Consider the following 26225-nt stretch of genomic DNA (forward strand, 5'->3'; position numbering starts at 1 on the left):
TTGAGTCAGGTGCTGGCGGGGTCGATTCCTTCTTCGGCGAGCGAGCAGGCGTTGTGCAGCGGGTCGATCTGGTCCGCCTGGACCGCGATCCGCTGGAGCAGCATCCGGAAGACCATCCGCTCGCCCTCGTCGAGGCTGCCCATCACGGCCTCCTCACGCGCCTTGAGCCGGCGCTCCAGATCACAGAGCAGCTCCTTGCCCTGCTCGGTCGGCGCGATCAGCCGGGCCCGCCGGTCGGCCGGATCGGCCTGACGCTGGACCAGACCGGCCTTCTCCAGGTCGTCCAGGAGATACGTCATCACCGTGCGGTCGACGCCGAGCTGCGCGGCCAGGTCGAGCTGACGCTTCGGACCTTCGCTGATGCTCGTGGCGAGCACCTGGTACCCCCGGGGACCACCCGGGACGTCGTTCAGCGCGTCGGCGGCCGCCTTCGCGTACCGCCGGAACACGACCCCGAGCGCCCAGCCGAGGTCAGCCTCGACCGAGGTCCCGCGGGCTGCCCGGGCTGCTGCCTCAGGCGACGAACTGGTCATGAAACCCATCGTACGTGGTGTACGCCACCAGGAATACGATCTGACTTGAATATGTTCTGCTCTACAGACTATCTTGATGACAGCTCACCATGAGCTCCCCATCAGCTTTGCAGAGAGGAACGACATGACCACCCTCCTTCGCGTCGACGCCAGCATCCGGGTCGAGGGCTCTGTCAGCCGAGCGCTCGCCGACAGCGCCGAGGCAGCCTGGCGGGCCGAGCACCCGGACGGCATCGTGGTCCGCCGCGACCTCGGTCGCCACCCGATCCCGGCGAACATCTGGCCCGCCGTCGCCGCCGGCAAAATGGGCCTGGACGTCGGCCCCGACGCCGATCGCGCCGACATCGCCGAGGCAACCGCACTGGCCGCCGATCTCGCCGCCGAACTGAAGGCAGCCGACGCAGTACTGCTCGCGGTCCCGCTGTACAACTACGGCCTCTCGCAGCACATCAAAACCTGGATCGACCTGCTGCTCATCGACAACGAACTGGTCGGCGGCCCCGGTCCGGTCCAGGGCCGGCCGATCATCTTCACCCTGGCCCGCGGCGGCGGCTACGGACCCGGCACTCCGCGCGAAGGCTGGGACCACGCGACGCCGTACCTGGAGCGCATCTTCGGAGACGTGTTCGGCATGAAGATCCGGCAAGCCGTCGCCGAACTCACTCTGGCCTCGGTCACGCCCGCGATGGCAGAGCTGGTGCCCGCGGCGAAGGTCGCCGAGGAGGAGGCGCATGTCAGCGCGAAGGAGCACGGCGTTGCCGTAGCCAAGGAGCTCACTGCGGCTGCTGCTTGATCGCAGCTTGGCTCTTCATCTCAGCCTGGCTCTGACCTCAGCCTGGATCTGACCTCAGTCGCCTAGGCCGACCTTTCTGCTGGTGCCGTGCTCGAGCCGGCACTCGTCAGACAGTTCGCCAAGTAGACAACGTCACCGACAACGTCACCTCAACCGGATCAGCCAGCACCGCGATCCGCCCCGCCAACTCATCCTTCGCCGTATGCCGCGCACTCGGCGTCATCGCCACCAGCCGCTCAACCGCAGCGTGATCCAGCCGCATCGCAACCTCCACGCTCTCGCTACCCGTCCTCTCGAAGGACCCCGACAGCGATTCGCTGAGCCGCCGCTCCTTCTCCTCATCAACCTTCACCAGCCCCAGTACTGCGATCAGCTCGGCCAGGTGCGCCTGGTTGGGAGTCACCACGAGCAGCACTCCCCCGGGCGCCAGAATCCGCGCCATCTCCGTCGCGTTGCGAGGCGCGAAGACGTTGAGCACGACTCGGGCTGCTGCATCCTGCACTGGCAGCTCTCGCCAGGCATCACAGACCACAGCACCGATTCGCTCCGGATCCACTCGCGCCGCCCGCCGCGCCGCATACCGGGACACGTCCAACCCCAACCCCCACAGCCGCGCCCGGGCCGCAACTACACCTGCCAGGTAATAACCAGTCCCAGCCCCAACCTCAACCACCAACCCTGCGGCGGTGGTCCCCGCCTGATGCCCGGAGTCGTCTGCCGGATCGTCCTGCGCGCCACCCTCCGCATCGTGCTTCCCGCGGTTCTCCAGAGCATGCTGGGCGTCACCCATCCCGCCCGCCTCCGCGCCACGCACGGCACCGCCCGCGCCATCCTCGACACCGCCCGCGCCATGCACGGCACCGCCCGCCCCATCCTCGGCACCGCCCGCGCCATCCTCGGCACCGCCCGCGCCATCCTCGACACCGCCCGCGCCTTGCACGGCACCGCCCGCCCCATCCTCGGCACCGCCCGCGCCATCCTCGGCGCCGTCCTCCGCGACGACTTCCGCGTCGTGCTCTTCCAACGCCCTCAGGCTTGCGGCCACCAACGCCTCGCGGATCGGCCCGTAGAACCCGCCCGCAAGAAACGCATCCCGCGCCTCCACCATCTCAGCCGAGTCGCCGTCGATCCCAGTCGAGGCTGAGGGCAACAAGTTGAGGTACCCCTGCTTGGCGAGGTCGAACGCATGCCGCTGCGGACAGTTCGCAGTACGGGCAGTCAGAGCGAGCGCGTCACCACAGACCGGGCAACGCAGTACAGAGACCAGGTCAGGATGCACACCCGCGAGACTAGGCCATCTCCAGCGAAGTAATGCTGGGTACTTCGATCCCTGCAGCGTACGAGCGGGCGCGTCGTGCATTCGGCCATGTGATGCGGCGCTCCTCCGTCGCGCGGTCGCGGCCGGCTCGCTCGAGACTGACCCGTCTCCTATGCACGGGCCTCGCTCTTACATCGGCGGCTTTGATGCCGTCCACGGCGAACTGCTTGCTGACCAGCCGCTTCGCACGTAGTGGCCGCTGCACTCGATGACGACTCACGACGCGCCCGCTGCCGCACGTTCCTATGCCGCAGGTCAGTCTGCGGGGTGCGGCTACGGGTGCGGTTGCGGTTGCGGGGTGCGGTTGCGGTTGCGGGGTGCGGTTGCGGTTGCGGGGTGCGGTTGCGGTTGCGGGGTGCGGCCTCGCCGGGGCGGAGGTGGGCTGCCGGAGGCGCTGATGACGGCCTCCACGATCGGCGACCACTAGGCGATGGCGAGAATCCGGCAGGCGCTGGCCAACGCGTTGCGGGGCTGTCCTGACCAGCGGCAACCGCCAGAAGCACCACCGCCGTTGCCGCGTCGAGCGGTGTCTTGCGTGCGGAGTACAGCTACCCGTTGATGTCGCGGCTGGTGAGACGGGCCCAGGCTGCTGCGTAAAACACGCTCAGGTAGGCGGCTTGGATCAGGAGGTTGCGGATGATCGCGTCCCAGTACGGCGGGTCTCGGAGTAGGTCTGCGAAGGAGGGCCAGCCGTACATCAGGAGCCAGGGGTGGATTTCGTCGATCTGTGGGATCGCGCCGAGGATGCCGAAGACGATGAAGGCGCCGAAGGTTGCTGCCATTGCCGCGAGTGGGGTGGAGGTCAGGGATGAGACGAAGAGGCCGACTCCGGCTAGGCCGAGTAGCGATAGCGCGACCAGGATCGCGATGCCGAATGCTCGGAGCAGGCCGTCGGCCAGGGAGACGGTCGTGCCGGATAGCAGGATGACGTCTCCCACCGGGAACAGCAGTAGGCCGGCGATCAGGCCTGAGAGCCAGATCATCATCGTGGCGACCAGGCAGAAGACGATCAGGGCGACCATCTTTGCCGCGAGTAGTCGTGAGCGGCCGGCTGGTGCGGTCAGCATGTTGCGCAGGGTGCCGAGGCTCGCCTCGCCGGCCAGCGACTCCCCGGCTACGACGGTCACCGCTGTAGGTAGAAAGAAGGGCAGAGAAAGGCCGAGGCTCGCGACGATGAGGAAGAACCCGTTGCCGGCCACCTGGCCGATGAATCCTTCGCCGCCTTCGGCTCCGGAGAGCTTGATGGCGACGCCGACCAGGACTGGTACGCCGGCCAGTACGGCGAGTGTCACCCAGGTGCGGGCGCGACCGAAGACCAGGTGTAGTTCGGAGGCGAAGAGGGCGATTGTGTGCCGGCCCGCGGTCGGGCGGCGGGTGTTCTGGGTGTTGACCTTGGCTAAATCGCGGCGGTCGGCGGTTTCACTCAGCGACATCGAAGCCCTCCCCGGTCAGTGCGACGAAGGCATCCTCGAGGCTTGGGTGTTCCAGCCCGAACCCGTGGATCCGGACATCCGCCGCGACCAGCGCGGCGGCCAGTTTGTCGATCGGCAGTTCGCCGGGATCGCCGTCCACGGTCTCTTCCGATCGCCGTACGTCGGTCAGGCCGAGGCTGGTCAACGTGGTCGCTGCTTGCTCGAGATCAGGCGTCCGTACGACGAGGCGCGGGCGCAGCTCGGAACGTAGCTCGGCCATGGTCGACTGGCGCACGATCCGGCCGCGGCTCATCACTGCGGCATGGGTGCAGAGTTGCTCCACCTCGGTGAGGAGGTGGGTGGAGGTGAAGATCGTCGTACCGTCGTCGGCCAGTTCGCGGATCAGCGAACGGACCTCGCGGGTGCCTTGGGGGTCGAGGCCGTTGGTCGGCTCGTCCAGGACGAGGAGGTCGCGGTGTTGCATCAGCGCGACGGCGATCGCCAGGCGTTGGCGCATGCCGAGTGAGTAGGCGCGGACCTTCTTGCCTGCTGCGTTGGAAAGGCCGACGCGCTCGAGTGCCAGGCCGGCGCGTTGCTTTCGGGTGCGGGGGTCGGCTGTGCGGTCGGCGGCGTCGAATCTGAGGAGGTTGGCCAGGCCGGTCCAGAAGGGGTAGAAGGCTGGGCCCTCTACCAGAGCGCCTACGCGTGGGAGAACGGAGAGCTGGGCTTTGGGCATTGGCTCGCCCAGCAGCTCTACCGAGCCTGAGGTGGGCGCGATCAAGCCGAGGAGCATCCGGATGGTGGTGGTCTTGCCGGAGCCGTTGGGGCCGAGGAAGCCGAAGATGCTGCCTGCGGGCACCACGAGGTCGATGCTGTCTACCGCGATCTGGCCGCCGCGAAATCGCTTGGTGAGTCCGCGGGTGATGATCGGGGCGCCTTCGGCGGAGTCTCCGGCTGGGCTACGTGTGGGGTTTCCGGCTGAACTTGGGGCGGTTTTGCCGGCTGCAACTGCTGCCCAGGTCGGTTGAGTGCCTGCGGTTGGCGATGCCGCCTGCTCGGTCGACTGGGTAGCAGCAGCACGCGACTCCCCAGGTTGAGCGGGAGTCGCAGCCTGCACGGCTTGATCGGGAATCAGCTCTGGAGAAGACGCAGAGTTGGCTGACTCGGCTGCCTCAGCTGACCGGCCTGACGCGGTGGTGGTGCCGGAGGCGGGTTCCAGCTGCGTCGACAGGTCGGCCTTCTCGGCAGGTGGGCCCGGTACTGCAGCCTGCGCGAATGAGTCGGTAGCCGCCTCTGAAGAAGACGCAGGATCGGTCGATCGAGCTGACAGGCCTCCCAGAGCGGAGACGTCGAACGCAGAGTCAGCCGCGTGAGCGGACTGGCCTGTCGTCGCTGCGGCATCAGATGCAGAGGCAGCAGAGTCACTCGGCCGGCCTGCAGCGTCGGATGCAGAGGCAACGGAGTCACTGGGCCGGCCTGCGGCATCAGATGCAGAGGCAGCAGAGTCACTCGGCCGGCCTGCGGCGTCGGTGGCGCGACTTGGTCTGCCTGTCGGCGCTGCGGGGTTGGCAGCGGCGGCGGGCAGGGGCGACACGTCGGGGTCAGCGGGTGCGGCTGGGTCCCGGGGTGGGGTGGGCATCGGGGGTACCGGGGTGGTTGCTGGCTGGTTGGTCAGCGGGGGGCCTTGGTGGCGGCGGCTTGGAGGGCGTCTGGGGTGACCAGGCCGGTGAAGATGCGGCCGTCCGTGGTGATCAGGGCGTTGAGCATCTTGGTGGAGAGGATTTTGCCGGTGCCCCAGGGGCCTTGGACTGTCGGGGCCTTGGCGAGGAGTTGGTCCAGGGCCGGGTTGCCTGCGGTGGAGGCGCCGCGGAGTACTGCGACGGTGTTCCAGCCTTCGCCGATGACGGTGGGGCGGTTAGCGGAGGGCGCGGAGGGCTTGGCCGGGGTGCTGGGCTTGTCGGGGGTGCCGGGCTTCGGTGGGGTGATCGGCGGGGTCTGCTTGCCGGTCTTCTTCGACGGGAGCTGCTTCTCCGTCACCTTCACGCCCTTCGGCGGGGTGAACGCGAACGTGCTCGCCGTCGGTACGTCGAAGGAGACCGAGGAGAAGCCGAGCTGGATCGCCGGGTCCTTGCCGGTACGTGGGAGGACGGTGACCTGCAGCGGGACCCAGGTCTTCGAGTCGACCGCCAGGGTCACGGAGCCGACCGTGGTCTGGTCCGTCTTCGGGACCAAGCGGAGCTTGTAGGCGTCGCGGCCGGCGACCTTCTCGGTGCCGCTGACCTCGACCTTGGTGGACGGGTCGATCGCGGCGAGGAACTGCTTCGCCACCGCCTGCGGGTCGTACGCCGACTTCTCGGGCGCAGTCTTCGGGGCGGTGGTCGAGTGCGCGGGCAGCGCCAGCTTGGTGGCCTCGCGCTTGGCGGAGTCGTAGGCCCAGGCGGTCTTGCCGTCTGTGGTCAGCACCCGCTCGGCCATGTTGTCGAGGACCGAGACGCGGGCCTTGTCCGGGCCGGCGAAGGCGACCCGCGCGGTGTGGTCACCGGTCAGCAGGTCGAGGAACTGGTTGGCACCCTCGCCGCCCTCGCCCTCGCCGCCGACGCCGGGCAGCGCTGGTAGGCCGAGGTCCGTCGAGGACGTGACCGTCCCGGACAGGCCGTCGATCTTGGCCGTTTGAACGCGGGTCAGCAGCTCCTGCGCGGTGATCTTGGGCAGATCCGGAGAGGCATCCGCGACCATTGGCCCGAACGCCCCCACGCCTGCCACTACTGCGACTGCCGTGACCGGCACCAACCACCGTCGACTGCGCTTCGCTGCTCCCATGTCTACAAGACTCGCACCGCGCACCCTCCGAACCAAGCCGCTCAGGGTCCGTTCACCCAAAAGAGTGAATGGATCCCGGCGACCAGTAGCCGAAAGTCAGCGGCTTTGCAGCGCGTCCAGCGCGACCGTCATGGCCGCGGCGACCCGGAAATCGAGCCGCGAGTCCTGGACGGTGATCCGGTAGCGGTCGCGCACGGAGACCTTGCGCTCCACCGACAGCACCGGCTGACCGGTGCTCCGGTCCTTGAAGTCGAAGTGGAAGATGAACGGCAGCGGGATCTCGCCGACGAACGGGACGAACTGCCAGATCCGCCGGACCGCGGCGATGGTCGCGTTCCGCTCGGTGCCGTCGGTGTCCAGGCCCGGAGCGCTCAGCTGCCAGCTGGACCGCAGCAGGCTCTTGCCGAACTCCTTCTTGAACCAGCCGATCGACTGGCCGTTCGCGTCGAACACGTCGTAGCCGGACCCGAGGTCCAGCCGCTTGCGGGCCTTGAAGGAGAAGACCGCCTGGGCCTTGGTGTCGTCGGCGTAGAAGGTGACCTGCTCCTTGAAGGCCATCCGCTTCTGCTGGGCGAACGCCAGCAGCGACCCGTCAGTGCCATCCGGGTTGGTGGCGATCAGTTCGTACCTGTTCGCCATCAGGGTGATCCGCTGCTTCATCGAGAAGGCGGGAACGTACATAGGCGCAGGGCCTTGAGATGGGACCGTCATGCGGAAGAGTCTTTCATCTTCACCGGCTCATCCACGCCCGCTCCACAAGCCAGTGCTCCCAGTCGAACGCCGCGCGCCAGACCTGCAGCGACAGCCGATTCCGACGCCACCTCCAGCTCGATGGCTCCAACTCCTTGCAGGACAAGGTCCCTCGCCACCTCCACGCCCAGCTCGACAGCCTCATCCACTGTCCGCGCTGGACGCCACAGCACCCCGTAGTCGGCCGCAGGCTTCTCACTGCCTACCTGTACTACGAGCCCATCCGCCCGCTCCAAGTACGCCGCAGCGGCGAGTTCCGCCACAACTAGTCGAACCACCTGCGTCCCAGCAGCCCGTACTGCGTCCGCAGCCGCCGCATCTGCAGCAATCACCGCACTGGGCTCGACTCCCGGCAACCCCCGCTGTCCCCACGCCTCCTGGTGCACTGCCCAGGACAGCGGCCTCCGAGCCGCCCAACCGGTCCGCACCAACTCGGGGGCCGCAGCAAACTCCTCCACATGCCCCACGCAGAGGTAGCCGACCAACTCAACGTGTGCAGGCAGGTCCAGAACCGCTGCAACCTCACCTGGCTCGAAGAAGGACACCCAGCCAACGCCGAGGCCTTCAGCCCGCGCTGCCAACCACAGGTTCTGTACTGCTATCGCTGCCGAGAACCAGGTTGTCCGTGGATCCGCATGCCGACCCAGTACGTGCCTGCCGCCGCGTCCGGCATCGCAGGTGACGGCGATGTTCAGTGGCGTCTCCAGGATCGCCTCGATCTTCAACCCGTCGAAGGCGCTTCGCCGGTCAGCAGGTAGCGACGCCGCAAAGGCAGCTTGCTGGGCAGCGGCGAGGTCGCGGATCTGCTGTCGGGTGGCGAGGTCGCGGATCAACAGGAAGTCCCACGGCTGGCTCAAGCCCACACTGGGTGCGCGGTGGGCCGACTCGAGCACCCTGGTCAGTACGTCGTCGGCAATAGGTCGATCGACAAACCCCCGGCGGACATCACGCCGCTCAGCCAAGACCCGGTGGACGACGTCCCGCTCCCCCACCGGATACCCCGGCGCAACCGCCGCCGCTAACACCGGCAGCCGCCCAACAGCCACCGTCGCCCGAGCTGACACCTGCTTCGGCACCACGACCTCCGCGCCGCTGAGGACGACAGCAGCCTCAGCCACACTCGCAGTACCGGCCAGTCGCTCTACCTGATCGCTAGGCGTCGGTACCGACTGCTGCGACAGCTCCAACTTGGAGGCAGTAAACAACCCAGCCCCCAGCGAAGCCACCAGCCGCTGTAAGCCAGGCTCCGTCTCTCTGCCGTCGACAGTGATCACCTGGCTCACTTCCGCCGCGTCGAGACCGACCAGCGCGCTTTCCACGAGATCCCGCAGCTCCCGGTACGACGTACCGGAGCGCAGGCCGATTCCCAGAACTAGCGTCACTTCTCCAGCCCGGCATGGACGCGTGCGGCCGCCACGAACCTGGCCGGCACGTCGGGCGTCGCCGTCCAGTGCAGGTGAAGGTAGGAAGCGTGGATCTGCGAGCGGGCGAATCCCTCCTGCTGACCACCGGGCAAGTACCAGGCAGCCGGTACTCCTTCGTCGAACTCGACGGTTGTGCGGTGGAACTCATGCCCGCGCACGCGCCGCCCTTCGTCGAAGAAGGACGTTGTGGAGGCTGCGATCGCGGTCCGGTAGCCGAGAGTCAGACGACTCGTCATCTGGCCCTTGGCCGGCAGTACGCCGGTCAGTTGGTGACCGTCGAGCTCGCGGCACAGGTAGAGCAGACCGGCGCATTCGGCGACGACGGGCAGGCCTGCTGCGACCTCTGCGGCGACCTGTTCGCGCAACGCTACGTTCGCAGAGAGCGCTTCCGCGTGCAGTTCGGGGAAGCCGCCGCCGAGGTAGAGCGCGGAAGTTGCCTCTGGCAATGACTCGTGGAGCGGGTCGAAGCTGACCACGTCCGCGCCGGCCGCGGTGAGCAGCTCCGCCGTCTCGGCGTAGCGGAAGGAGAAGACCGGTCCGCCTGCGATCGCGATGACCGGGCGGCCCTCCTCGGCAGGCGTCACCTCCGCTGCCGGATCCCAGGCCGTCACATCGAGCGGAGCGGCTGCCCGGGCTGCGGCGATGAAGGCTTCCAGGTCCACGCCTTGGCGGACCAGCTCAGCGGCGGCATCTACCGCGGTCGAGGCCTGTTCGCGCTGCTCATCGGCGGGGATCAAGCCGAGGTGGCGGCTGGGGACAGTGAGGCGGGTGTCACGACGCAGTACGCCGAGCACCGGTATGCCGGTCGGTGCGACGCCTGCGCGTACTTCGGCCTCGTGGCGATCGGAGCCGACCTTGTTGAGGATCACTCCGACGATCCGGACACCGGTGTCGTAGGCAACGAAACCCTGGACGACGGCGCCGACGCTGCGGCCGGCCGCGGAGGCGTCGACCACCAGCACGACCGGTGCCTGCAGCAACTTCGAGACGTGGGCGGTGGACGAGTAGCCCTCGGTGCCGAGCGCGCCGTCGTACAGGCCCATCACGCCCTCGACCACCGCGATGTCGGCGCCGGCGCAGCCGTGCGCGAACAGCGGCGCGACTCGCTCCTCGCCGGACAGCATCGGGTCGAGGTTGCGGCCCGGTCGCCCGGTCGCGACGGCGTGGAAGCCGGGGTCGATGTAGTCCGGTCCGACCTTGAAGCCGGCCACGGTATGGCCGGCTCGGCGCAGCGCAGCCATCAGCCCGACAGCCACCGTCGTCTTACCGGCGCCAGAGGAAGGCGCCGCGATCACCAGCCGCGGGATCACGCCGCCACCCGCGCCCGGTCCACCGGCGCCCGGCCCGAGCTTCGTCCGGACCTGAGGCTCGAACTCGCGCTCCCGCTGCTCTGCTGCGCGCTCACCACTCGATGCCTTTCTGGCCCTTCTGGCCGGCGTCCATCGGGTGCTTGACCTTGGTCATCTCGGTGACCAGATCGGCCGCGTCGAGCAGCCGCTGGTCGGCGTTCCGGCCGGTGATCACGACGTACTGGTGACCGGGCCGCGACGTCAGCGTCTCGACCACCTCGTCGACGTCGACCCAGCCCCACTTCATCGGGTAGGTGAACTCGTCGAGCACGTACAGATCGTGCGTCTCGGCGGCGATCCGGCGCTGGATCTCGCGCCAGCCCTCGATCGCGTCGGCGGCGTGGTCCTCCTCGGTGCCGGCCTTGCGCGACCAGCTCCAGCCCTCGCCCATCTTGTGCCACTCGACCGGGCCGCCTTCACCCGTTGCCTCGTGCAACTTCCCGAGCGCCTTGAACGCGCTCTCCTCGCCGACTTTCCACTTCGCGCTCTTGACGAACTGGAAGACGCCGATGTTCCAGCCCTGGTTCCAGCCGCGCAGCGCCATCCCGAACGCGGCGGTCGACTTCCCCTTCATCTCCCCGGTGTGCACCATCAGCAACGGCCGGTTGCGGCGCTGCCGGGTGGTCAGGCCGTCCTTCGGTACGACGCTCGGCTGTCCTTGCGGCATCAGGCAGCGCTCCGATCGGTGACCGCGCGCACAAGATTGCCCGCGGCAACTTCGCCCAGGTCCAGGTACTCCGCGCCGAGGTCGGCGGCCAGCTCGGCCGAGAGGCCCAAGCGGACTCCGCGGCGTGGTTCGCAGTCGACCACGACCGACGCGATCCCCTGCTGGGCCAGCCAGCCTGCGGCTTGCTTGGCCTTGGCAAATGCCTTGTCGCCGGAGGTCGCGCGACCGTCGGTCACGAGGACCAGCAGAGGGCGTCGGCGCGGATCACGGATCGCGGCGATTCGCAGTACGTCGGAGGCTTTCATGAGGCCTTCGGCGAGTGGGGTGCGGCCGCCGGTCGGGAGGGATTCGAGGCGGCGTACTGCGGTCTCGACGCTGCCGGTCGGCGGGAGGGCGACGGTCGCCTCGGCACCGGCGAAGGTGACGAGACCGACCTTGTCGCGGCGCTGATAGGCATCGAGGAGGAGCGAGACGATCGCGGTCTTGACCTCGGACATCCGCCTCTTCGTGCCCATTGATCCGGACGCGTCGACGCAGAACAGGACGAGGTTGCCCTCGCGGCCTTCGCGGACGCCCAGGCGTACGTCGGAGCCGCGGACTGCGAGGCCGGGGCCGGTGCGGCCGCGGGCGTGCTGATGCGGGGCTGCGGTGCGGATGGTGGCGAGGAGGTGCGGGCGGCCGGATTCGCGGCCGACGCGGGGCCGGTCGCCGACTACGCGGCCGACCTCGGTGAGCGCTCTCGAGCGGCGGCCGGCTACGCCTGGGCCGGCGGAATCGATGGTGAGCAGGCGGGCTTTGTACGGCGCGGAGCTGGCTGCTACCTGGCCGGTCGGGGCTGGGCCCGGGAGAGCGCTTCCTGAGTTCTCGGCCGGTTTGTCGGAGTCGGCGTTGGTGGGTGACAGCGTTGGGTCGTCGGCATTGCTCTCGCCGGCGGAGTCACCGTCATCCGGGCGCCCGTTGTCCGGTCCGCCGTCGTCCGGCCCTGCGTCGGGGCCGCCATCGGGGTTGTTGTCCGGACCACCATCCGGGCCGCCATCCGGGTCGTCGTCGGGATCAGGGTCCGGCGGGGTGCTGTTCTGGATCGCCTGCTCGAGTTGCTCGTCATCCAGCCCAGGAGCGTCGAACGGGTTGCGGCGCTTGCGGTGCGGCAGGGCGAGCTTCGCCGCGGCGCGGACGTCCTCGACCTCGACGACCGTCCGGCCGGACCAGGCCGCGTGGGCTACCGCAGTACGGGCGGTGACCAGGTCGGCGCGCATGCCGTCGACGTCGAAGGAGGCGCAGATCTCGGCGATCTGGCGCAGCGCCGCGTCGGTGAGGATCACGTCGGCGAGGCGGGACTGGGCCTTGACGATCCGCTCGGACAGCTCGGCCTGCGGACCGGCGTACTTGGTGACGAAGGCGGCCGGGTCGGCCTCGTAGGTGAGCCGGGCGCGCATCACCTCGACCCGTACTGCGGGGTCGCGGCTGGCGACGACGTCGACCGTGAGGCCGAAGCGGTCGAGCAGTTGCGGGCGGAGTTCGCCCTCTTCGGGGTTCATCGTGCCGACCAGGACGAAGCGCGCGGGGTGGGTGATCGAGACGCCGTCGCGCTCGACGGTGGCGCGGCCCATCGCGGCGGCGTCGAGGAGTACGTCGACCAGGTGGTCGTGGAGGAGGTTGACCTCGTCGACGTACAGGAGGCCGCGGTGGGCTGCGGCGAGCAGGCCTGGTTCGTAGACGGTGACGCCCTCAGAGAGCGCTCGCTCGAGGTGGAGAGAGCCGAGTACTCGGTCTTCGGTGGCGCCTACTGGTAGCTCTACCAGTCGGGCGGGCCGCGGGTGCGAGCTGTTGTCGGCGGGGTGCGGGCCGTCAGGGCAGGTGGGGTCCGGGTTGGTGGGGTCGCAGGAGAAGCGGCAGCCTTCCAGGACGTCGACGGCGGGCAGGATCTCGGTCAGCGCGCGGACGGCGGTGGACTTCGCCGTGCCTTTCTCGCCGCGGATCAGTACGCCGCCGATCGCCGGGGAGACCGCGGCAAGGATCAGCGCGAGCTGGAGGTCCTCCATGCCGACCACGGCGGTGAAGGGAAAGCCGTTCGAGACCGGCTTGAGGTTCTGACTGATCGGGGTAGACCCCATCGGCGGTGCTTCCCTTCGTCCCGCGGGTGTCCACGCCCGCCTTGGCACTGGCACGCCGGGGCGCGGAGAGCGCTCCCTGGCGGAAGGTCGCGGATGTCCTGGCTTCCGGGCGAGAGCCCGGTCACAGTGGCGGGACCGCCCCGGAATTCAGCCCAGCAGGGCTGTCACCGGTGTTCCTCCACGACCTTCCCGGCGATCATTCCACACCGGCCGTGGAGCTAATTTGTGAAGGCCGCCGACAGGTGGTCCGCGGCCGAATCGCCGGGGAGTTCGCCGACGCCGGTGATCGGGGTGACGGTGATGTAGCCGGCGAGCAGCAGCGCCTCGTCGGTGTCGGTCTCGGTCGGCGGCTCACGCAGTACCTGGCCGACGATCGGCTCGCCCGTCGGGGACTTCTCCAGCACCAGCCGGGACCGCTCGTACGGCACCAGCCGGGCCCAGCGGGCGCCCTTGAGCTCCGACACGGGCACGTCGGGCACGTTGACGTTGATGACCGTCCCGACCGGCTGCTCCAGCAGCCAAGAGAGCGCTTCCCGGGCCACCGCACCGGCCGTTTCGTTGTACGACGGCTGCTCGGAGTCGATGCTGATCGCGAGCCCGGACAAGCCCTGGCTGGCGGCGGTCAGCGCCGCGGCCACCGTGCCGGAGTGCAGGATCGGGCCGATGTTGTGACCGTTGTTGATCCCCGAGACGACCACGTCCGGCGACGGGCCGAACGCGCCCAGCCGGGCCAGCGTCACCGCCAGCGCCGGTGTCCCGTCGATCCCGATGAAGCCGTTCTCACCGGTCTTCGACGCGATCGCCTTGCCGATCATCCCGGCCCGCGAGCTGCCGACGCCGCTCTGGTCGTCCCACGGCGCGACCACCTGCACCGCGTGGCCGGCCTCCGTCATCGCCGCGGCGAGCGCCTGGATCCCGGCGGACTCGTAACCGTCGTCGTTGGTGACCAGGACTCTGAGCTGTTCGGACGCCATGCGTCCACCCAATCACACCCTGGCCACCCTCGCCGCCCGATCACTCAGCCGCGATCCTCGATGTCCCCCTCGGTCTCCAGTACTGCGGTCCGCAGCGTCTCCAGCGCCTCCGCGCTCGGCTCCGACCACAGTCCGCGCTGAGCAGCCTCGAGCAGCCGCTCGGCGATCCCGTGCCGCGCCCACGGGTTCGACTTGCGGAAGAACTCGGCGATCTCCGGGTTCGCGACGTACTCCGTGGTCAACGTCTCGTACATCCAGTCGTCGACCACCCCGGCAGTGGCGTCGTACCCGAACAGGTAGTCCACCGTCGCCGCCATCTCGAAGGCGCCCTTGTACCCGTGGCGCTGCATCGCCGCCATCCAGCGCGGGTTCACCACCCGGGCCCGGAAGACCCGCTTGGTCTCCTCCTCCAGCGTCCGCGTCTTGACCTGCGCCGGTACCGCGGAGTCGCCGATGTAGGCCTTCGGGTTGGAGCCGGTCAGGTGCCGCACCATCGCGACCATGCCGCCGTGGTACTGGAAGTAGTCGTCGGAATCCATGATGTCGTGCTCACGGGTGTCCGCGTTCTTGGCCGCGACCTGGATCCGGGCGTAGGCGCGCTCCATCGACGGCCGGGCCTCCGCGCCGTCGAGATCCTTTCCGTAGGCATAGCCGCCCCAGACCGCGTAGACCTCGGCCAGCTCGGCGTCGGTACGCCAGTTGCGCGCGTCAACGAGTGGCAGCAGACCGGCGCCGTACGAACCGGGCTTGGAACCGAACACCCGCGCCGTGGACGATCGCATGTCATTGCCCGCAGCAACATCGGCGTCGACGTGCGCCCGCAGGTAGTTGCTGTCGGCATCCTCGTCCAGCGCGGCCACCCTGCGGACGGCCTCGTCCAGCAGCGTGACGACGTGCGGGAAGGCGTCGCGGAAGAAGCCGGAGATCCGGATCGTCACGTCGACGCGCGGCCGGCCGAGCTCCTCCAGCGAGACGACCTCGAAGCCGGTGACCCGTCGGGAAGCCTCGTCCCAGACCGGACGGCAACCCAGCAGCCAGAGCACCTCGGCGAGGTCGTCGCCCTGGGTGCGCATCGCGGAGGTGCCCCAGACGGTCAGGCCGACCGATCGCGGCCACTCCCCCGTCTCGGACTTGTGCCTGGCCAGCAACGAGTCGGCCAGCGCGACGCCGACGTCCCAGGCGTTGCGGCTCGGGATCGCCTTCGGGTCGACGGCGTAGAAGTTGCGGCCGGTCGGCAGCACGTTGACCAGACCGCGAGTGGGTGAGCCCGACGGTCCGGCTTCGACGAAGCGGCCGGCCAGCGCACGCAGTACGTTCGTGAGCTCGTCGCCGGTGCGCCCCAACCGCGGGACGACCTCGTCGGCGGCGAACTGCAGCGACCGCTCGACCTGCGGAGCCACCCGGCCGAGCACCTCCTCGATGACGACCGGGACCTTGGCCGCGTCCCACGCGAGGGTCTCCATGCTGGCCACGAGCTTGCGCGCGACGGCCTCCAGCAGGTCGACGCCGTCGGCGCCGCTCACGGCAGGAAGGTCGGCCAGCGTTGCGAGATCGGCCAACTCCGGTACTGCGACGCCCGGGTTGGCCAGCATCGCGGCTTCGTCGACGCCGAACGTCTGGCCGAGCGCGGCCCGCAGACCCGGTACCGCGCCCGAGACGCCGCCCCACATCTGCTGCGCACGCAGTACGGCGAGGACGAGGTTGACCCGCGCCTCACCGACCGGCCCGCCGCCGAGGATGTGCAGCCCGTCGCGGATCTGCACGTCCTTGATCTCACACAGGTAGCCGTCGAGGTGCAGGACGAACTCGTCGAACTCCTCGTCCTCCGGCTTCTCCGAGGTGTGCAGGTCGTGGTGCAGCTGCGCGGCCTGGATCAGGGTCCAGATCTGCGCCCGCAGGGTGGGGACCTTGTCGGGGTCGAGCGCCGAGACGGTGGCGTACTCGTCGAGCAGGTACTCGAGCTTGGCCATGTCGCCGTACGTCTCGGCCCGCGCCATCGGCGGTACCAGGTGGTCGACGATCACGGCGTGCCCGCGGCGCTTGGCCTGCGTGCCCTCGCCCGGGTCGTTGACGATGAACGGGTAGACGAGCGGCAGGTTGCCCAGTACTGCGTCGGGCGCGCAGTCGGCGGCCATGCCTATGCCCTTACCTGGCAGCCACTCGAGCGTGCCGTGCTTGCCGAGGTGGACGACCGCGTGGGCGCCGAAACCGCCTTCTTCCACCGGCGCTTCCAGCCAGCGGTAGGCCGCGAGGTAGTGATGCGAGGGCGCCATGTCGGGGTCGTGGTAGATCGCGACCGGGTTCTCGCCGAAGCCGCGGGGCGGCTGGATCATCAGTACTACGTTGCCGAACCGGAGCGCCGCGAGCGCGATCGCGGGCTCGGGGCCCGACAGGTCGACGTACAGGGAGCCGGGGGCTTCACCCCAAGCCTCGATCATTGCCGTCTGCAACGACTCTGGGGTCTTGCCGAACCACTTCGCGTAGGTGGAGAGCGGGATCTTCGCGACGGCGCTGGACAGCTGCTCGTCGGTGAGCCAGTCGACGTCGTGACCGCCGGCCGCGATCAGGCGGTGGACCAGGCCGTCGGCGCCGTCCGCGCCCTGCAGCTCGTCGAGGTTGAGGTCGGGGCCGAGGTCGTAGCCGGCGTCCTTGAGCTGGCCGAGCAGGACGACTGCCGAGGCCGGGGTGTCGAGGCCGACCGCGTTGCCGATCCGGGCGTGCTTGGTCGGGTAGGAGGAGAGGACCAGCGCGAGCTTCTTGTCGGCGGGTTGCACGTGGCGGAGCTTGGCCTGGGCGACCGCGATACCGGCGAGGCGGGCGCAACGCTCCTCGTCAGGCGCGTAGCTGGCGATGCCCTCGGCGTCGTACGCCTTGAAGGAGAACGGGATGGTGATCAGGCGGCCGTCGAACTCGGGGATCGCGACCTGGGTGGCGGCGTCGAGCGGGCTGATCGCGGCGTCGCTCTCGAGCCACTGCTCGCGGGTGGAGGTCAGCGCGAGGCCCTGAATGAGCGGGATGTCGAGCGAGGCGAGCGCGCCGGCGTCCCAGGAGTCGTCGCCGCCGGCTGTCGCGTTGGAGGCGACTGTGCCGCCTGCTGCCAGCAGGGTGGTGACGAGGACGTCGCATTCGCGCAGCATCTCGAACAGCTGGGCGTTGTCGTCGTGGCTGGGGTCAAGGCCGCGCAGCGTTCCGCAGTACACGGGGAGGGCTTGGGCGCCCGCAGCCTCGATCGCGTTGGCGAGGGAGTCGACGAAGGCAGTGTTGCCGGAGATCTCGTGGGCGCGATAGTAGACGACGCCGACCACCGCGCGGGTGTCCTTGGTATACGTGCGGCCGGCCCTGAGCCCGTACGTCGGGAGGGTCTTCGGCGGATCGAACTCGTCGCCGGTCAGCAGGATGGTGTCGCTGAGGAAGCCCGCCAGGTTCTTGAGGTTCTCGGACCCGCCTTCGCGCAGGTAACCGAGCGCCTCCGAGACCGCGCCGGCGGGAACTGTCGACATCGACATCAGCTCGGCGTCGGGGGCCGCCTCACCGCTGAGCACGACCGTCGGGAGGCCTGAGGCGATAACCGCGTCGAGCCCCTCCTCCCAGGCGCGCCGACCGCCCAACAGGCGGACCACGACAACCTCGACGCCCTCGAGCAGCGTCGGCAGGTCGGCAAGCTCGACCCGGGCGGGGTTGGCGACCCGCCACCCGGCCTGGGCTTGCGACGCAGCCAGCAGATCGGTGTCGGCAGTAGAGAGCAGCAGCAGATTCGCGGGCACGCGCGGCCGGTCCTTCCTCGGGGTGTCCACGCCCCAGGTGGCAGGTACGACAGCAGCAGTTCCTGACTCCCGCGCAAGCGCGGTCACAGTGGCGGGACCGTCCCGGACTCACACCGGGTTCCTGCACATCCGTCGATGAGAAACAGACTCTAGCCCTACCGTCGAGGCGACGACTGCTGGGCGGTGTGGTCGACGTACCAGCCGATGACATTGGGCCAGAAGTAGAAGGCCTTGGTGCCGCCTGCGGTGAGGACTTGTTCGACGCTGACTCGGGTGCCGGTCTCGGTGGGTTCGAAGCGGATCTCGACCTCGGTGTCGTCGACCGAGCTGCGGTAGGCGAAGAGGGCGCCGGGTTCCCAGGCGGTGATCTGGCCTAGTTCGAGGACGTCTTCGGCGGTGGTGGGGTCGGCGTAGCGGTAGATCTCGAGGACTCGGCCGCCGACGCCGGGCTCGATCTGCATGCCGATGGCTCGGTTGGCGTCGAAGAAGTTGATCGGGCCGCGGACCCACCACAGGTCGATCTCGGCGGTGAAGAGGTGGAACGCCGCTGCCGGGTCGGTGGCGACCTCGACGGAGGCGGAGGCTGATTGCTTGGTCATGAGTTCTCCCCTTGCTCGACATGTCTTTTGAATGCGCCCAACTGCTCCTGCCAGTGCGCCTGCAACTGGTCGAGCCAGGCCTGTACTGCGACCACCGGCTCCTGTCGCAGCCGGAAGACCCGCAGCCGCGCGTCGTCGGCCACCCGTTCGTCGGAGATCAGGTCGGCGGACAGCAGGATCCGCAGGTGGCGGCTCATGGCCGGCGCCGACGAACCCGTGGCCGTGGCCAGCTCGCCGGCTCGGCGAGGGCCTTCTCCTAGCAACCGGACGACCTGCCGGCGCGTCGGATCAGCGAGTACTTCGAAGAAGCGGTCGACGTCGTCTGCCATGACTTAATAGTTACAGACTCTGTTAACTATTGGCAAGCGCTAGAACGTTCGCCGGACGCACTAAAGTGGGCGGGCCAGCTGCCTGACAGGCCGAAAGGAATTCTGTGGTTCAGCACACCCGGAGAGCGCGCGTGCTCGACGTTCTCGGCGCCGACCGACCCTGGCAGGTGCCGGACGAGTGGCTGACCGGCGTCCGCGACCGGTTGCGCGCCTGGGGCGACGACCCGAAGGCGCTGCGGCCGGGGGCCTTTCCGGACTTCGTCGAGGGAACGCCCGCCGCGGTGTGGTTCGCCCACCAGGTGGCGCCGCTGCTGGCCGGGTGGATTCCGGTGCTCCACGGGGAGCACGCCGATCTCTCGGCTGAGCTGACGCGTGACTTCCACAGATCGACCACGCGGTACGGCGGCGCCGGTCACCTGATCCAGGTCGCCGCGACCGACTGGCCGCTGCTGGTGATCTCCGGCGCGCGGAGTTTCGACGTCGCCGGACGCCTGGAGGCGCTGCAGCTGTCGCGTGATGTGGTGAGCCTGTTCCGCGATGCGCCGCCGCTGGCCGCGCGCGCCAAGGCGTTGACCGCCGGGTACGACCGGGTGATGGCCGACCGCGAGGTCACCCGGATGCACACCGAGGCCGACTACGACACGATCCTGCAGTTCTGGCGGACGACGGTGCTGAGCGACGCAGAGCGCGCAGTACTGCCGGAACTGGCCGGGCCCGCGTCAGCCCTGCGGTACTCGCTCGACACGCTGCGGGACACGCACGACAAGCTGTCGCTGACGGTTGCCGACAATCCTTCGCTGAACTTCTCGCAGCTGCTGGCGCGGTTGATCCGTACTGCGGGGCTCAGTGCTCAGCCGCCGGCGGTGGGGCAGATTCTCGGGGTCGACGGGTGGGACGTCGAGAACGCGCTGGCCGATCTCAGGCGGGGCTTCGATCCGCAGGCTTGGTTGCGCAGCAATACCGAGTGGCTGGGGCGTGCGGTCGCTCAGGATCAGCAGATGCTGGCGCGGTCGTGGGCGGCTGCGGCGACTCGGGTGTCGATCCACTTGGCTGGAGTGCTCGAGCAGGGGCCGTGGCCGGATCCGGAGGTGCCGGATCTTGCTGCGTTCTTCGAGATTCTCGATCAGTCGAGTGTTGATGGTGGCGCGCCTGAGATCGAGTTGACGGCGCCGGACGGGCCGTTGACGCATACGTGGGGATCGAATGCCGCTCCCCCGGTGCCTGAGGTCGTCGTTGAGGCTGCGCCCGAGCCATTGACCAACGCCGTACCGGCTGCCGCCGCGGCGAACGTAGTACCGGCGCCGGCGGCGGAGGTGGATGACTTCGTCGCTCCCGAGCCGGTGCCCGAGGACGATGCGCTCGCCGAGCTGGAGGCGCTGATCGGGCTGGAGTCGATCAAGGAAGCCGTCCGCAAGATGGTGGCCGAGATCAAGACCAACCAGCGCCGCAAGGAGTTCGGGCTGCCGATCCAGGAGCGGGCCCGGCACATGGTGTTCGTCGGCAAGCCCGGTACGGCGAAGACCACGATCGCGCGGTTGCTCGCCAAGGTCTACCTGCAGCTGGGCGTGCTGGAGAAGGGCCACGTGGTCGAGGTCGACCGCTCCGACCTGGTCGGTTCCGGGGTCGGTACGACGGCACCGATGACGGCGGCCAAGTTCCGCGAGGCGCTCGGCGGGGTGCTGTTCGTCGACGAGGCGTACACCCTGGTGCCGGACAACAACCCGGGTGACTACGGGATGGAGTCCGTCGCCACGCTGCTGAAGATGATGGAGGACTATCGCGACGAGTGTGTCGTGATCGTGGCCGGCTACCACCGCGAGATGCAGCGGTTCCTCGACTCCAACCCCGGCCTCGCGTCGCGGTTCCCGAAGCTGCTGTCGTTCAGCGAGTACAGCACCGACCAGCTGGTCGCCATCTTCGCGTTGCAGGCCCGGCAGAAGGGCATGACCCACAACGACGAGGTGCTGGCCGCCGTACGCCGGAACATCCCGGCCGCGCCGCGTGGCCACAACTTCGGCAACGGCCGGTTCATCCGGAACCTGCTCGAAGAGGCCATCTCCAACCAGGCGACCCGGCTGGCCCGGCGCGATCCCGACAGCCTGACCGAGCGCGACCTGCGCGAGATCCTGCCCGAGGACGTGAAGTCGGCCGGGTCGATGCGGGCCGAGGACTATCTGCTGCAGAAGCCTGGGACCTGAGCCCTGCGGCCTGCGCCGGACTGGTTGCTTAGAGCAACCAGTCCGACCGGCTCGGTCAGAAGGCTTGCTGGTAAAGGGCTCGCAGCTCAGGGGTGGCCGGGCCGCTCTCGCCGCAGATGCTGACTTGGGCGTCGATCGCGCTGACCAGATAGGTACCGCCGACCTTGAACTCGACGCCCAGCAGCGTCGCGACGGCATCGGCGTCGGACCTGACCTCGACGGTGGTCGCCTCGCCGCCGCGGTACCAGTGGTCGACGCGGAGGGTGACGAGTTCGCCCTTGACCGCGGTCGCCGTGCCTTCGAAGGCGGTCTGCATACGGCGCAGGTCTGCCACCTCGACCGCCTTGCACTTGCCGGAGGCGCCGCCACCGACGGTTAGCTTGAGCACCGCCTTCGCGATTCCGGGTGGGGTGCTTGGTGTCGTACTGGTCGCCGGCGGACCGGCGACGGGCGGGGTGTCGCCTCCTTGACCTGAGGTGAGGCCCCAGACCAGCCCACCGGTCGCGATCAGTACTCCGGCGGCGGCCGCGGGCAGCCAACGGCGGCGAGCTCCCGCGGTGGTGGGCCGGGTCTCGGTGTCTGTAGTCATGCTGGCCTCCAGGAGGCGATCGATGTCGGGCTCGGGAGCGTCCGACCGTGACGCCGGGTCGGCGGCCTTCAACCGGGCCAGCAGTTCGTCGTCGTTCACAGCTCGCTCCCTTCTTTGCCCTGTTCCTGTCCGGCACCGACGTCGTTCTTTCGTCCCAACCGGGCGGCGAGACTTTTCTTTGCCCGATGCAACCGGATGCTGACGGCGTTCGGGGTCAGACCGGTCACCTCGGCGATGCCTCGCGGTGGGAGTCCTTCCCAGGCCCACAACATGACGATCTCGCGATCGAGCTCGCCGAGGGTGCCCAGCGCTTCGTGCAGCGCGGCGTGGTCCGCGGCCGGTGGCGGGAGTGCGTACGTAGTACGGGCTAGGCGTTCTACCAGTCTTAGGCGACGGCCCTCAGCTCTTCGGGCGTTGGCCAGGCAGCCGCGGGCGACCCCGTAGCACCAGGGCAGGACCTCGTCCGGGTCGAGCGGGCTGTCACCGAGTCCTGGTACGTCGTCGAGGCGGCGCCAGAGCACCAGCATCGTGTCGGCCAGTACGTCGTCGACGGCGTCGCGGTCGGCCCGGCGTACCAGATAGCGCTGCACCGGCCCGGCCACCAACCGCACCAACGCCTCGAAGCGAGCCTCGCGCACCCGCACATCCTCTCGCCCCAGCATGGAAGTCACACCATCATCTGTCCGGCAACGAACGAGTTCTTTCGGCGAGCTCTGGACTATTTGGCGGAGCGGGCGACGGTGATCGCCTGGTCGTACAGAGCTTCGATGTCTTCGGTGCCGTCCGAGGCGACCCAGGTCGCGGTGCTGGCGTCGACGCAGGCGAAGCTGACGGCGATCACGATCCTTGCCTCGAGTTCGCGCTCCGAGCCTCCGCCGAGGCGATCGCGGACGGCCGGCAGCAGATCCTGCTGCCAGCGCAGGCGCTTCTGCACGTAGCTCGCCTGCAGCGAGGGGGTGGCGAAGATCAGCTTGGACAGCGTGAGCGTCAGGTCGAGCGAGTGGTTCGCGGTCGCGAGCACCAGGAATCCGGCGCGCAACGCTGCCCACGCGGAGACCTCGGGCGGCTGCGACTCGACGGTCGTGCGGAGGAGTTCGCCGAGCGCGTCCTGGTCGCCGCAGACCAGGTCTTCCTTGGTGCCGAAGTACCGGAAGAGGGTGCGCTGCGAGACCCCCGCCTCGGCCGCGATCTCCGAGGTGGTCGTCCGGTCGTACCCCTGGGTGGTGAACAGGCGGACGGCCGCCTCCAGGATCTCCTGCCTGGCGAGCTGTCGAGAGCGGTCCCAGACCGTCGCCTGCTTCATGGGCCGAGGATACCGCGAGAGGGTCAGGCAATGCCATCTTGGCAGTCACTGACACACTGGCATAGACTGTCGAACACGATCCGATCGAGAGGCTTGAGGATGATGGACTATCGCGGGCAACTGACCCTGATCACCGGTGCCAGCGCGGGCCTCGGCGCGGAGTTCGCGCGCCAGCTGGCCGCGCGGGGTTCGGGGCTGGTCCTGGTGGCGCGGCGGCAGGACCGGCTGACCGCGCTGGCGGACGAGCTGATCGCGCAGTACGGGGTCGCGGTGCACACCGTCGCGCAGGACCTGAGCGAGGAGCGGGTCGGCGAGAAGCTCCACGCGACACTGCGCGAGCGTGGGCTGAAGGTGACCAGCGTGATCAACAACGCCGGCTTCGGCACCTTCGGGCCGTTCGCCACCGAGGACGCGGACCGGTTACGGCAGGAGATCGCGGTCGACGTCTCCGCGGTGGTCGACATCAGCCGGGCGTTCATCAACGACCTGCGGGCCCACGGCAACGGCGTACTGGTGAACCTGGCCAGCATGGCGGCGTACGCAGCCAGCCCCCGGATGGCCGTGTACGGCGCGACCAAGGCGTTCGTGCTGAGCTTCACCGAGGCCCTCTGGGAGGAGTCGCGCGGCACCGGCCTGAAGGTGATGGCACTCTCCCCCGGCGCCACCGCCACCGAGTTCTTCGACATGGTCGGCAGCCAGGACGCCGCCGGCGGGACGCGACTACAACGCCCTGAAGAGGTCGTGGCCACGGCCCTCCGCGCCCTCGATCGGCGCAACCCGCCGTCCAGCGTGATAGCCGGCCGCACCAACCGCGTGATGGAGGCTGCCATGCGTCGTCTGCTGTCCCGCTCGCAAGCCACCCGCCTGATCGGGCGCTTGACCCAGTCGCCTGCCTGATTCAGCGAGGCACGGAAGCTACTGCACTGCTTGCGTATCTGCGAGCTGTTCGAGTGCTCGAACGCCTCGTCGAAATGCATCGAGATCCTCGTTCGACGGAGACAGCGCCTCGAACACGACCACCGCTTCAGCCAACGCATCAAGTACTGCGTCTACGCCCGAGTTGGGGACTCCCTGGCTATCAGTGCCGGCTGGGGTTCCCAGACCGCCCCACTGGTTCGCGATCCCGATGCCGCCGGCGAACATGAGGTACTCGACGGTCCCCTGTGGCTGCTCCAACTCGATCGCCCAGTCGCGGACCCGCTCGCAGTACCGGTTGTAATCTCGGGGCTTCCAGTAGCCGATCTGCGGGCGCCAGCCATCATGTACGGCAAGCCAATCGCAGACGACGGAGTCCAGAATCGGAGCCGGCGGCAGGGTCTCCGCATCGGTTCCGGCCATACAGAAATACAGGTACTTCGTGCCGAAGGCCACTCCTAGGCCCTTCAGCCGATTCCGTGCCATGTACTCGAACCCAGCCATCCCACCGGAACTGCGGGCGACCTGAAGAGTCTCCAACAGTCGAGCATCTGCGCGTTCTGTTCCAGCAAGGACACCCATCGTCCGGTAAGCCCCGTACCCGATCCGCCCATATCCCCAGACCATTGCCGCAAGGAAAGCCCGAACGGCCGTCTCCTCGCTCTGATCCGCGCCCACGAACTGGGCTGCGACGTCGGAGCGCGTGATGGGGTTCGGCAGCGACTGCAGGTAATCAGCCCGCTCGGGCATTCGTCGTAGCCATTGACGCGGCATCCAGCGAGTGGGTGGCTGAGGCTGCCCAGCCGCATTCCACCGTGAGTGCAGTGACAGGAGTTCGGAAGGTGCACTGTCGACCATTCCGGTGAGTGTGCACTATGAGGCTCAGCGGCGGGTGAGGTGGATGTGGGTGGCGGCGGGTGAGCTGAGTTGTTCGGTGACGCGGTACTGCGTGAGGGCGTCGCCGAGGTTGTCGAAGAGGCGTTCGCCGGCGCCGGCGAGGAGGGGGACGACGACCAGGTTGAGTTCGTCGATCAGGCCGGCGCGGAGGTACTGCTGGACTGTTGCCGGGCCGCCGGCGATGACGACGTCCTGGCCGTTGGCCGCCTTGAAGGCGCGGTCGAGGACCTGGTCGGCGGGGGCGTCGGTGAAGTGGAAGGTGGTGCCGCCCTCCATCGGGAGGTCGGGGCGTGGGTGGTGGGTGTGGACGAAGACGTCGTGGTGGTACGGCGGGTTGATGCCCCACCAGCCGGTCCAGGACTCGTCTTCCCAGGGGCCTCGCTGCGGGCCGAACATGTTGCGGCCCATGATCGTGGCCCCGGTGTTGTCGTTCCAGCGGTTCAGGCGCTCGGTGTCGAGGCCGGTGGCGCCGTCTTCCATGGCGGCGAACATCCAGTCGTGCAGGCCGTCCATGCCGTCGCCGAAGGGGGCGTCGAGGCGCTGGTTGGGGCCGGTCGCGTAGCCGTCCAGGGTGATGGTGAAGTTGTGGACTCTGACCTTGGCCATGACTGATTCTCCTTGCTCGGTTCGGTTGCTTTCACCACCAGGTCGGAGCTGGTCCAGCGACTTTGACATGGCTGAGGCGAGCGAAAATCGGTGGACAGTTCGGTGGGCGCTTCAGCAGGCTGCGGAGGATGACGAGCAGCGAAGTGTGGGACGAGGACACTGCGACGCGGTACGACGCGTCGTCCGCCGAGATGTTCGCTCCGGAGGTGCTCGAGCCGACGGTTGATTTCCTCGCCGGGCTGGCTGGGTCGGGTGCGGCGCTGGAATTCGCGGTGGGTACGGGGCGGGTCGCCGTACCGCTGCTTGCTCGCGGGGTGCCGGTGACGGGGATCGAACTGTCCGAGCCGATGGTGGCTCAGCTTCGGCAGAAGGTCGACGAGACCGCGCTGCCGGTGGTGGTGGGCGACATGGCGACCACCCGGGTCGCGGGTGAGTTCGAGCTGGTTTATCTGGTGTTCAACAGCATCTCGAACTTGCGCACGCAGGCTGAGCAGGTGGAGTGCTTCCGGAATGCGGCGCGGCATCTGCGGCCGGGTGGGCGGTTTGTGATCGAGCTGTGGGTGCCGGCGATCCGGCGGATGCCGCCTGGGCAGTCGGTGGTGCCGATGTCGCTTGGCGATGGCGGGCATTTGGTTTTCGATACGTATGACCTGGCTACGCAGGCTTGTATGTCGCATCACTATTTTGTGGAAGGTGATGGGAGTGCGCGATATGAGGCGGGGAGTTTTCGGTACATCTGGGCTGCTGAGTGCGATTTGATGGCGCAGCTGGCGGGGCTGGAGTTCGAGGCTCGGTACGCCGATTGGGAGGGGTCTGCTTTCACGTCGGAGAGCGAGAGCCACGTGTCGGTGTGGCGGAAGCCGGCATAACC

At 68.6% G+C, this 26225-nt stretch carries 23 protein-coding genes and 2 riboswitches; of the genes, 4 read left to right on the plus strand and 19 right to left on the minus strand.

Features of this window, described 5'->3' with window-relative positions; all coding sequences use genetic code 11:
* Positions 1 to 5 precede the first annotated feature (5 nt).
* Positions 6 to 533 (minus strand): MarR family transcriptional regulator, encoded by a 528-nt coding sequence (locus tag AB0P21_RS04050; RefSeq protein WP_363693576.1) that lies wholly within the window; start codon positions 531 to 533, stop codon positions 6 to 8.
* A 124-nt stretch (positions 534 to 657) separates the two neighbouring features.
* Between AB0P21_RS04050 and AB0P21_RS04055 the strand changes: the two genes are divergently transcribed.
* The gene (locus AB0P21_RS04055) at positions 658 to 1326 is read left to right on the plus strand and encodes an NAD(P)H-dependent oxidoreductase (protein WP_363693577.1); all 669 of its coding nucleotides are present in this window, start codon (positions 658 to 660) and stop codon (positions 1324 to 1326) included.
* A 106-nt stretch (positions 1327 to 1432) separates the two neighbouring features.
* Here the strand turns inward: AB0P21_RS04055 and AB0P21_RS04060 are convergent, their stop codons facing one another.
* From AB0P21_RS04060 to AB0P21_RS04120, 13 genes are all read right to left on the minus strand, one after another.
* Positions 1433 to 2605, minus strand: coding sequence for a putative RNA methyltransferase (locus AB0P21_RS04060; protein WP_363693578.1), 1173 nt, complete (start codon positions 2603 to 2605; stop codon positions 1433 to 1435).
* Positions 2606 to 3192: 587 nt separating this feature from the next.
* Positions 3193 to 4077 (minus strand): ABC transporter permease, encoded by an 885-nt coding sequence (locus tag AB0P21_RS04065; RefSeq protein WP_363693579.1) that lies wholly within the window; start codon positions 4075 to 4077, stop codon positions 3193 to 3195.
* Positions 4064 to 4984: an ABC transporter ATP-binding protein gene (locus AB0P21_RS04070; protein ID WP_363694418.1), complete on the minus strand. Its 921-nt coding sequence runs from the start codon at positions 4982 to 4984 to the stop codon at positions 4064 to 4066. The genes AB0P21_RS04065 and AB0P21_RS04070 overlap by 14 nt, the downstream gene beginning before the upstream one ends.
* Positions 4985 to 5727: 743 nt before the next feature.
* Entirely contained in the window at positions 5728 to 6876 is a 1149-nt protein-coding gene (locus AB0P21_RS04075) for a hypothetical protein (RefSeq protein WP_363693580.1), read from the minus strand.
* A gap of 96 nt (positions 6877 to 6972) precedes the next feature.
* Positions 6973 to 7557 carry a hypothetical protein gene (locus tag AB0P21_RS04080; RefSeq protein ID WP_363693581.1) on the minus strand — a complete coding sequence of 195 codons (585 nt, stop codon included), beginning with the start codon at positions 7555 to 7557 and terminating at the stop codon, positions 6973 to 6975.
* Between the two features lie 26 nt (positions 7558 to 7583).
* Positions 7584 to 9008, minus strand: a complete 1425-nt coding sequence (gene bluB / locus AB0P21_RS04085) for a 5,6-dimethylbenzimidazole synthase (RefSeq protein WP_363693582.1) — start codon at positions 9006 to 9008, stop codon at positions 7584 to 7586.
* Positions 9005 to 10360: a cobyrinate a,c-diamide synthase gene (locus AB0P21_RS04090; RefSeq protein ID WP_363693583.1), complete on the minus strand. Its 1356-nt coding sequence runs from the start codon at positions 10358 to 10360 to the stop codon at positions 9005 to 9007. Before AB0P21_RS04090 ends, bluB begins: the two co-directional genes overlap by 4 nt.
* Positions 10361 to 10451: 91 nt before the next feature.
* Complete coding sequence (cobO, locus tag AB0P21_RS04095; protein WP_363693584.1) at positions 10452 to 11066, minus strand: cob(I)yrinic acid a,c-diamide adenosyltransferase; 615 nt, start codon at positions 11064 to 11066, stop codon at positions 10452 to 10454.
* On the minus strand, positions 11066 to 13180 hold the full coding sequence (locus AB0P21_RS04100) for a putative cobaltochelatase (protein ID WP_363693585.1): 2115 nt from the start codon (positions 13178 to 13180) through the stop codon (positions 11066 to 11068). The genes cobO and AB0P21_RS04100 overlap by 1 nt, the downstream gene beginning before the upstream one ends.
* Positions 13181 to 13253: 73 nt before the next feature.
* Positions 13254 to 13401, minus strand: a riboswitch (cobalamin riboswitch).
* A complete protein-coding gene (locus AB0P21_RS04105; protein ID WP_363693586.1) occupies positions 13399 to 14154 on the minus strand; it encodes a 5'/3'-nucleotidase SurE in 756 nt (251 codons plus the stop codon). It overlaps the preceding riboswitch by 3 nt.
* Positions 14155 to 14198: 44 nt before the next feature.
* The gene (gene cobN / locus AB0P21_RS04110; RefSeq protein ID WP_363693587.1) at positions 14199 to 17918 is read right to left on the minus strand and encodes a cobaltochelatase subunit CobN; all 3720 of its coding nucleotides are present in this window, start codon (positions 17916 to 17918) and stop codon (positions 14199 to 14201) included.
* A 36-nt stretch (positions 17919 to 17954) separates the two neighbouring features.
* A riboswitch (cobalamin riboswitch) is annotated at positions 17955 to 18081 on the minus strand.
* Entirely contained in the window at positions 18074 to 18517 is a 444-nt protein-coding gene (locus tag AB0P21_RS04115) for a hypothetical protein (RefSeq protein WP_363693588.1), read from the minus strand. It overlaps the preceding riboswitch by 8 nt.
* A complete protein-coding gene (locus tag AB0P21_RS04120; RefSeq protein ID WP_363693589.1) occupies positions 18514 to 18846 on the minus strand; it encodes a metalloregulator ArsR/SmtB family transcription factor in 333 nt (110 codons plus the stop codon). Before AB0P21_RS04120 ends, AB0P21_RS04115 begins: the two co-directional genes overlap by 4 nt.
* A 131-nt stretch (positions 18847 to 18977) precedes the next feature.
* Between AB0P21_RS04120 and AB0P21_RS04125 the strand changes: the two genes are divergently transcribed.
* Positions 18978 to 21044, plus strand: a complete 2067-nt coding sequence (locus AB0P21_RS04125) for an AAA family ATPase (RefSeq protein WP_363693590.1) — start codon at positions 18978 to 18980, stop codon at positions 21042 to 21044.
* Positions 21045 to 21099: 55 nt separating this feature from the next.
* Here the strand turns inward: AB0P21_RS04125 and AB0P21_RS04130 are convergent, their stop codons facing one another.
* The 3 genes from AB0P21_RS04130 to AB0P21_RS04140 form a co-directional block, all read right to left on the minus strand.
* On the minus strand, positions 21100 to 21732 hold the full coding sequence (locus AB0P21_RS04130; protein WP_363693591.1) for a hypothetical protein: 633 nt from the start codon (positions 21730 to 21732) through the stop codon (positions 21100 to 21102).
* Positions 21729 to 22271: a sigma-70 family RNA polymerase sigma factor gene (locus AB0P21_RS04135; RefSeq protein WP_363693592.1), complete on the minus strand. Its 543-nt coding sequence runs from the start codon at positions 22269 to 22271 to the stop codon at positions 21729 to 21731. The genes AB0P21_RS04130 and AB0P21_RS04135 overlap by 4 nt, the downstream gene beginning before the upstream one ends.
* Positions 22272 to 22351: 80 nt before the next feature.
* A complete protein-coding gene (locus AB0P21_RS04140) occupies positions 22352 to 22936 on the minus strand; it encodes a helix-turn-helix domain-containing protein (protein ID WP_363693593.1) in 585 nt (194 codons plus the stop codon).
* Between the two features lie 99 nt (positions 22937 to 23035).
* Between AB0P21_RS04140 and AB0P21_RS04145 the strand changes: the two genes are divergently transcribed.
* Positions 23036 to 23833, plus strand: coding sequence for an SDR family oxidoreductase (locus AB0P21_RS04145; protein WP_363693594.1), 798 nt, complete (start codon positions 23036 to 23038; stop codon positions 23831 to 23833).
* A gap of 18 nt (positions 23834 to 23851) precedes the next feature.
* Here the strand turns inward: AB0P21_RS04145 and AB0P21_RS04150 are convergent, their stop codons facing one another.
* Entirely contained in the window at positions 23852 to 24709 is an 858-nt protein-coding gene (locus AB0P21_RS04150) for a hypothetical protein (protein ID WP_363693595.1), read from the minus strand.
* 24 nt (positions 24710 to 24733) lie between these two features.
* Entirely contained in the window at positions 24734 to 25354 is a 621-nt protein-coding gene (locus AB0P21_RS04155; RefSeq protein WP_363693596.1) for a dihydrofolate reductase family protein, read from the minus strand.
* Between the two features lie 128 nt (positions 25355 to 25482).
* Between AB0P21_RS04155 and AB0P21_RS04160 the strand changes: the two genes are divergently transcribed.
* Positions 25483 to 26223, plus strand: coding sequence for a class I SAM-dependent methyltransferase (locus AB0P21_RS04160; RefSeq protein WP_363693597.1), 741 nt, complete (start codon positions 25483 to 25485; stop codon positions 26221 to 26223).
* Positions 26224 to 26225 lie beyond the last annotated feature (2 nt).

The organism is Kribbella sp. NPDC056861 (assembly GCF_040687575.1).
GTDB lineage: Bacteria > Actinomycetota > Actinomycetes > Propionibacteriales > Kribbellaceae > Kribbella.

Excerpts from the sequence above, each read along its gene's own strand:
- AB0P21_RS04050 (WP_363693576.1), bottom strand. The coding sequence starts at position 533 with ATGACCAGTTCGTCGCCTGAGGCAGCAGCCCGGGCAGCCCGCGGGACC.
- AB0P21_RS04055 (WP_363693577.1), top strand. The coding sequence starts at position 658 with ATGACCACCCTCCTTCGCGTCGACGCCAGCATCCGGGTCGAGGGCTCT.
- AB0P21_RS04065 (WP_363693579.1), bottom strand. The coding sequence starts at position 4,077 with ATGTCGCTGAGTGAAACCGCCGACCGCCGCGATTTAGCCAAGGTCAAC.
- AB0P21_RS04075 (WP_363693580.1), bottom strand. The coding sequence starts at position 6,876 with ATGGGAGCAGCGAAGCGCAGTCGACGGTGGTTGGTGCCGGTCACGGCA.
- AB0P21_RS04080 (WP_363693581.1), bottom strand. The coding sequence starts at position 7,557 with ATGTACGTTCCCGCCTTCTCGATGAAGCAGCGGATCACCCTGATGGCG.
- cobO (WP_363693584.1), bottom strand. The coding sequence starts at position 11,066 with ATGCCGCAAGGACAGCCGAGCGTCGTACCGAAGGACGGCCTGACCACC.
- AB0P21_RS04100 (WP_363693585.1), bottom strand. The coding sequence starts at position 13,180 with ATGGGGTCTACCCCGATCAGTCAGAACCTCAAGCCGGTCTCGAACGGC.
- AB0P21_RS04105 (WP_363693586.1), bottom strand. The coding sequence starts at position 14,154 with ATGGCGTCCGAACAGCTCAGAGTCCTGGTCACCAACGACGACGGTTAC.
- AB0P21_RS04115 (WP_363693588.1), bottom strand. The coding sequence starts at position 18,517 with ATGACCAAGCAATCAGCCTCCGCCTCCGTCGAGGTCGCCACCGACCCG.
- AB0P21_RS04120 (WP_363693589.1), bottom strand. The coding sequence starts at position 18,846 with ATGGCAGACGACGTCGACCGCTTCTTCGAAGTACTCGCTGATCCGACG.
- AB0P21_RS04140 (WP_363693593.1), bottom strand. The coding sequence starts at position 22,936 with ATGAAGCAGGCGACGGTCTGGGACCGCTCTCGACAGCTCGCCAGGCAG.
- AB0P21_RS04145 (WP_363693594.1), top strand. The coding sequence starts at position 23,036 with ATGATGGACTATCGCGGGCAACTGACCCTGATCACCGGTGCCAGCGCG.
- AB0P21_RS04150 (WP_363693595.1), bottom strand. The coding sequence starts at position 24,709 with ATGGTCGACAGTGCACCTTCCGAACTCCTGTCACTGCACTCACGGTGG.
- AB0P21_RS04155 (WP_363693596.1), bottom strand. The coding sequence starts at position 25,354 with ATGGCCAAGGTCAGAGTCCACAACTTCACCATCACCCTGGACGGCTAC.
- AB0P21_RS04160 (WP_363693597.1), top strand. The coding sequence starts at position 25,483 with ATGACGAGCAGCGAAGTGTGGGACGAGGACACTGCGACGCGGTACGAC.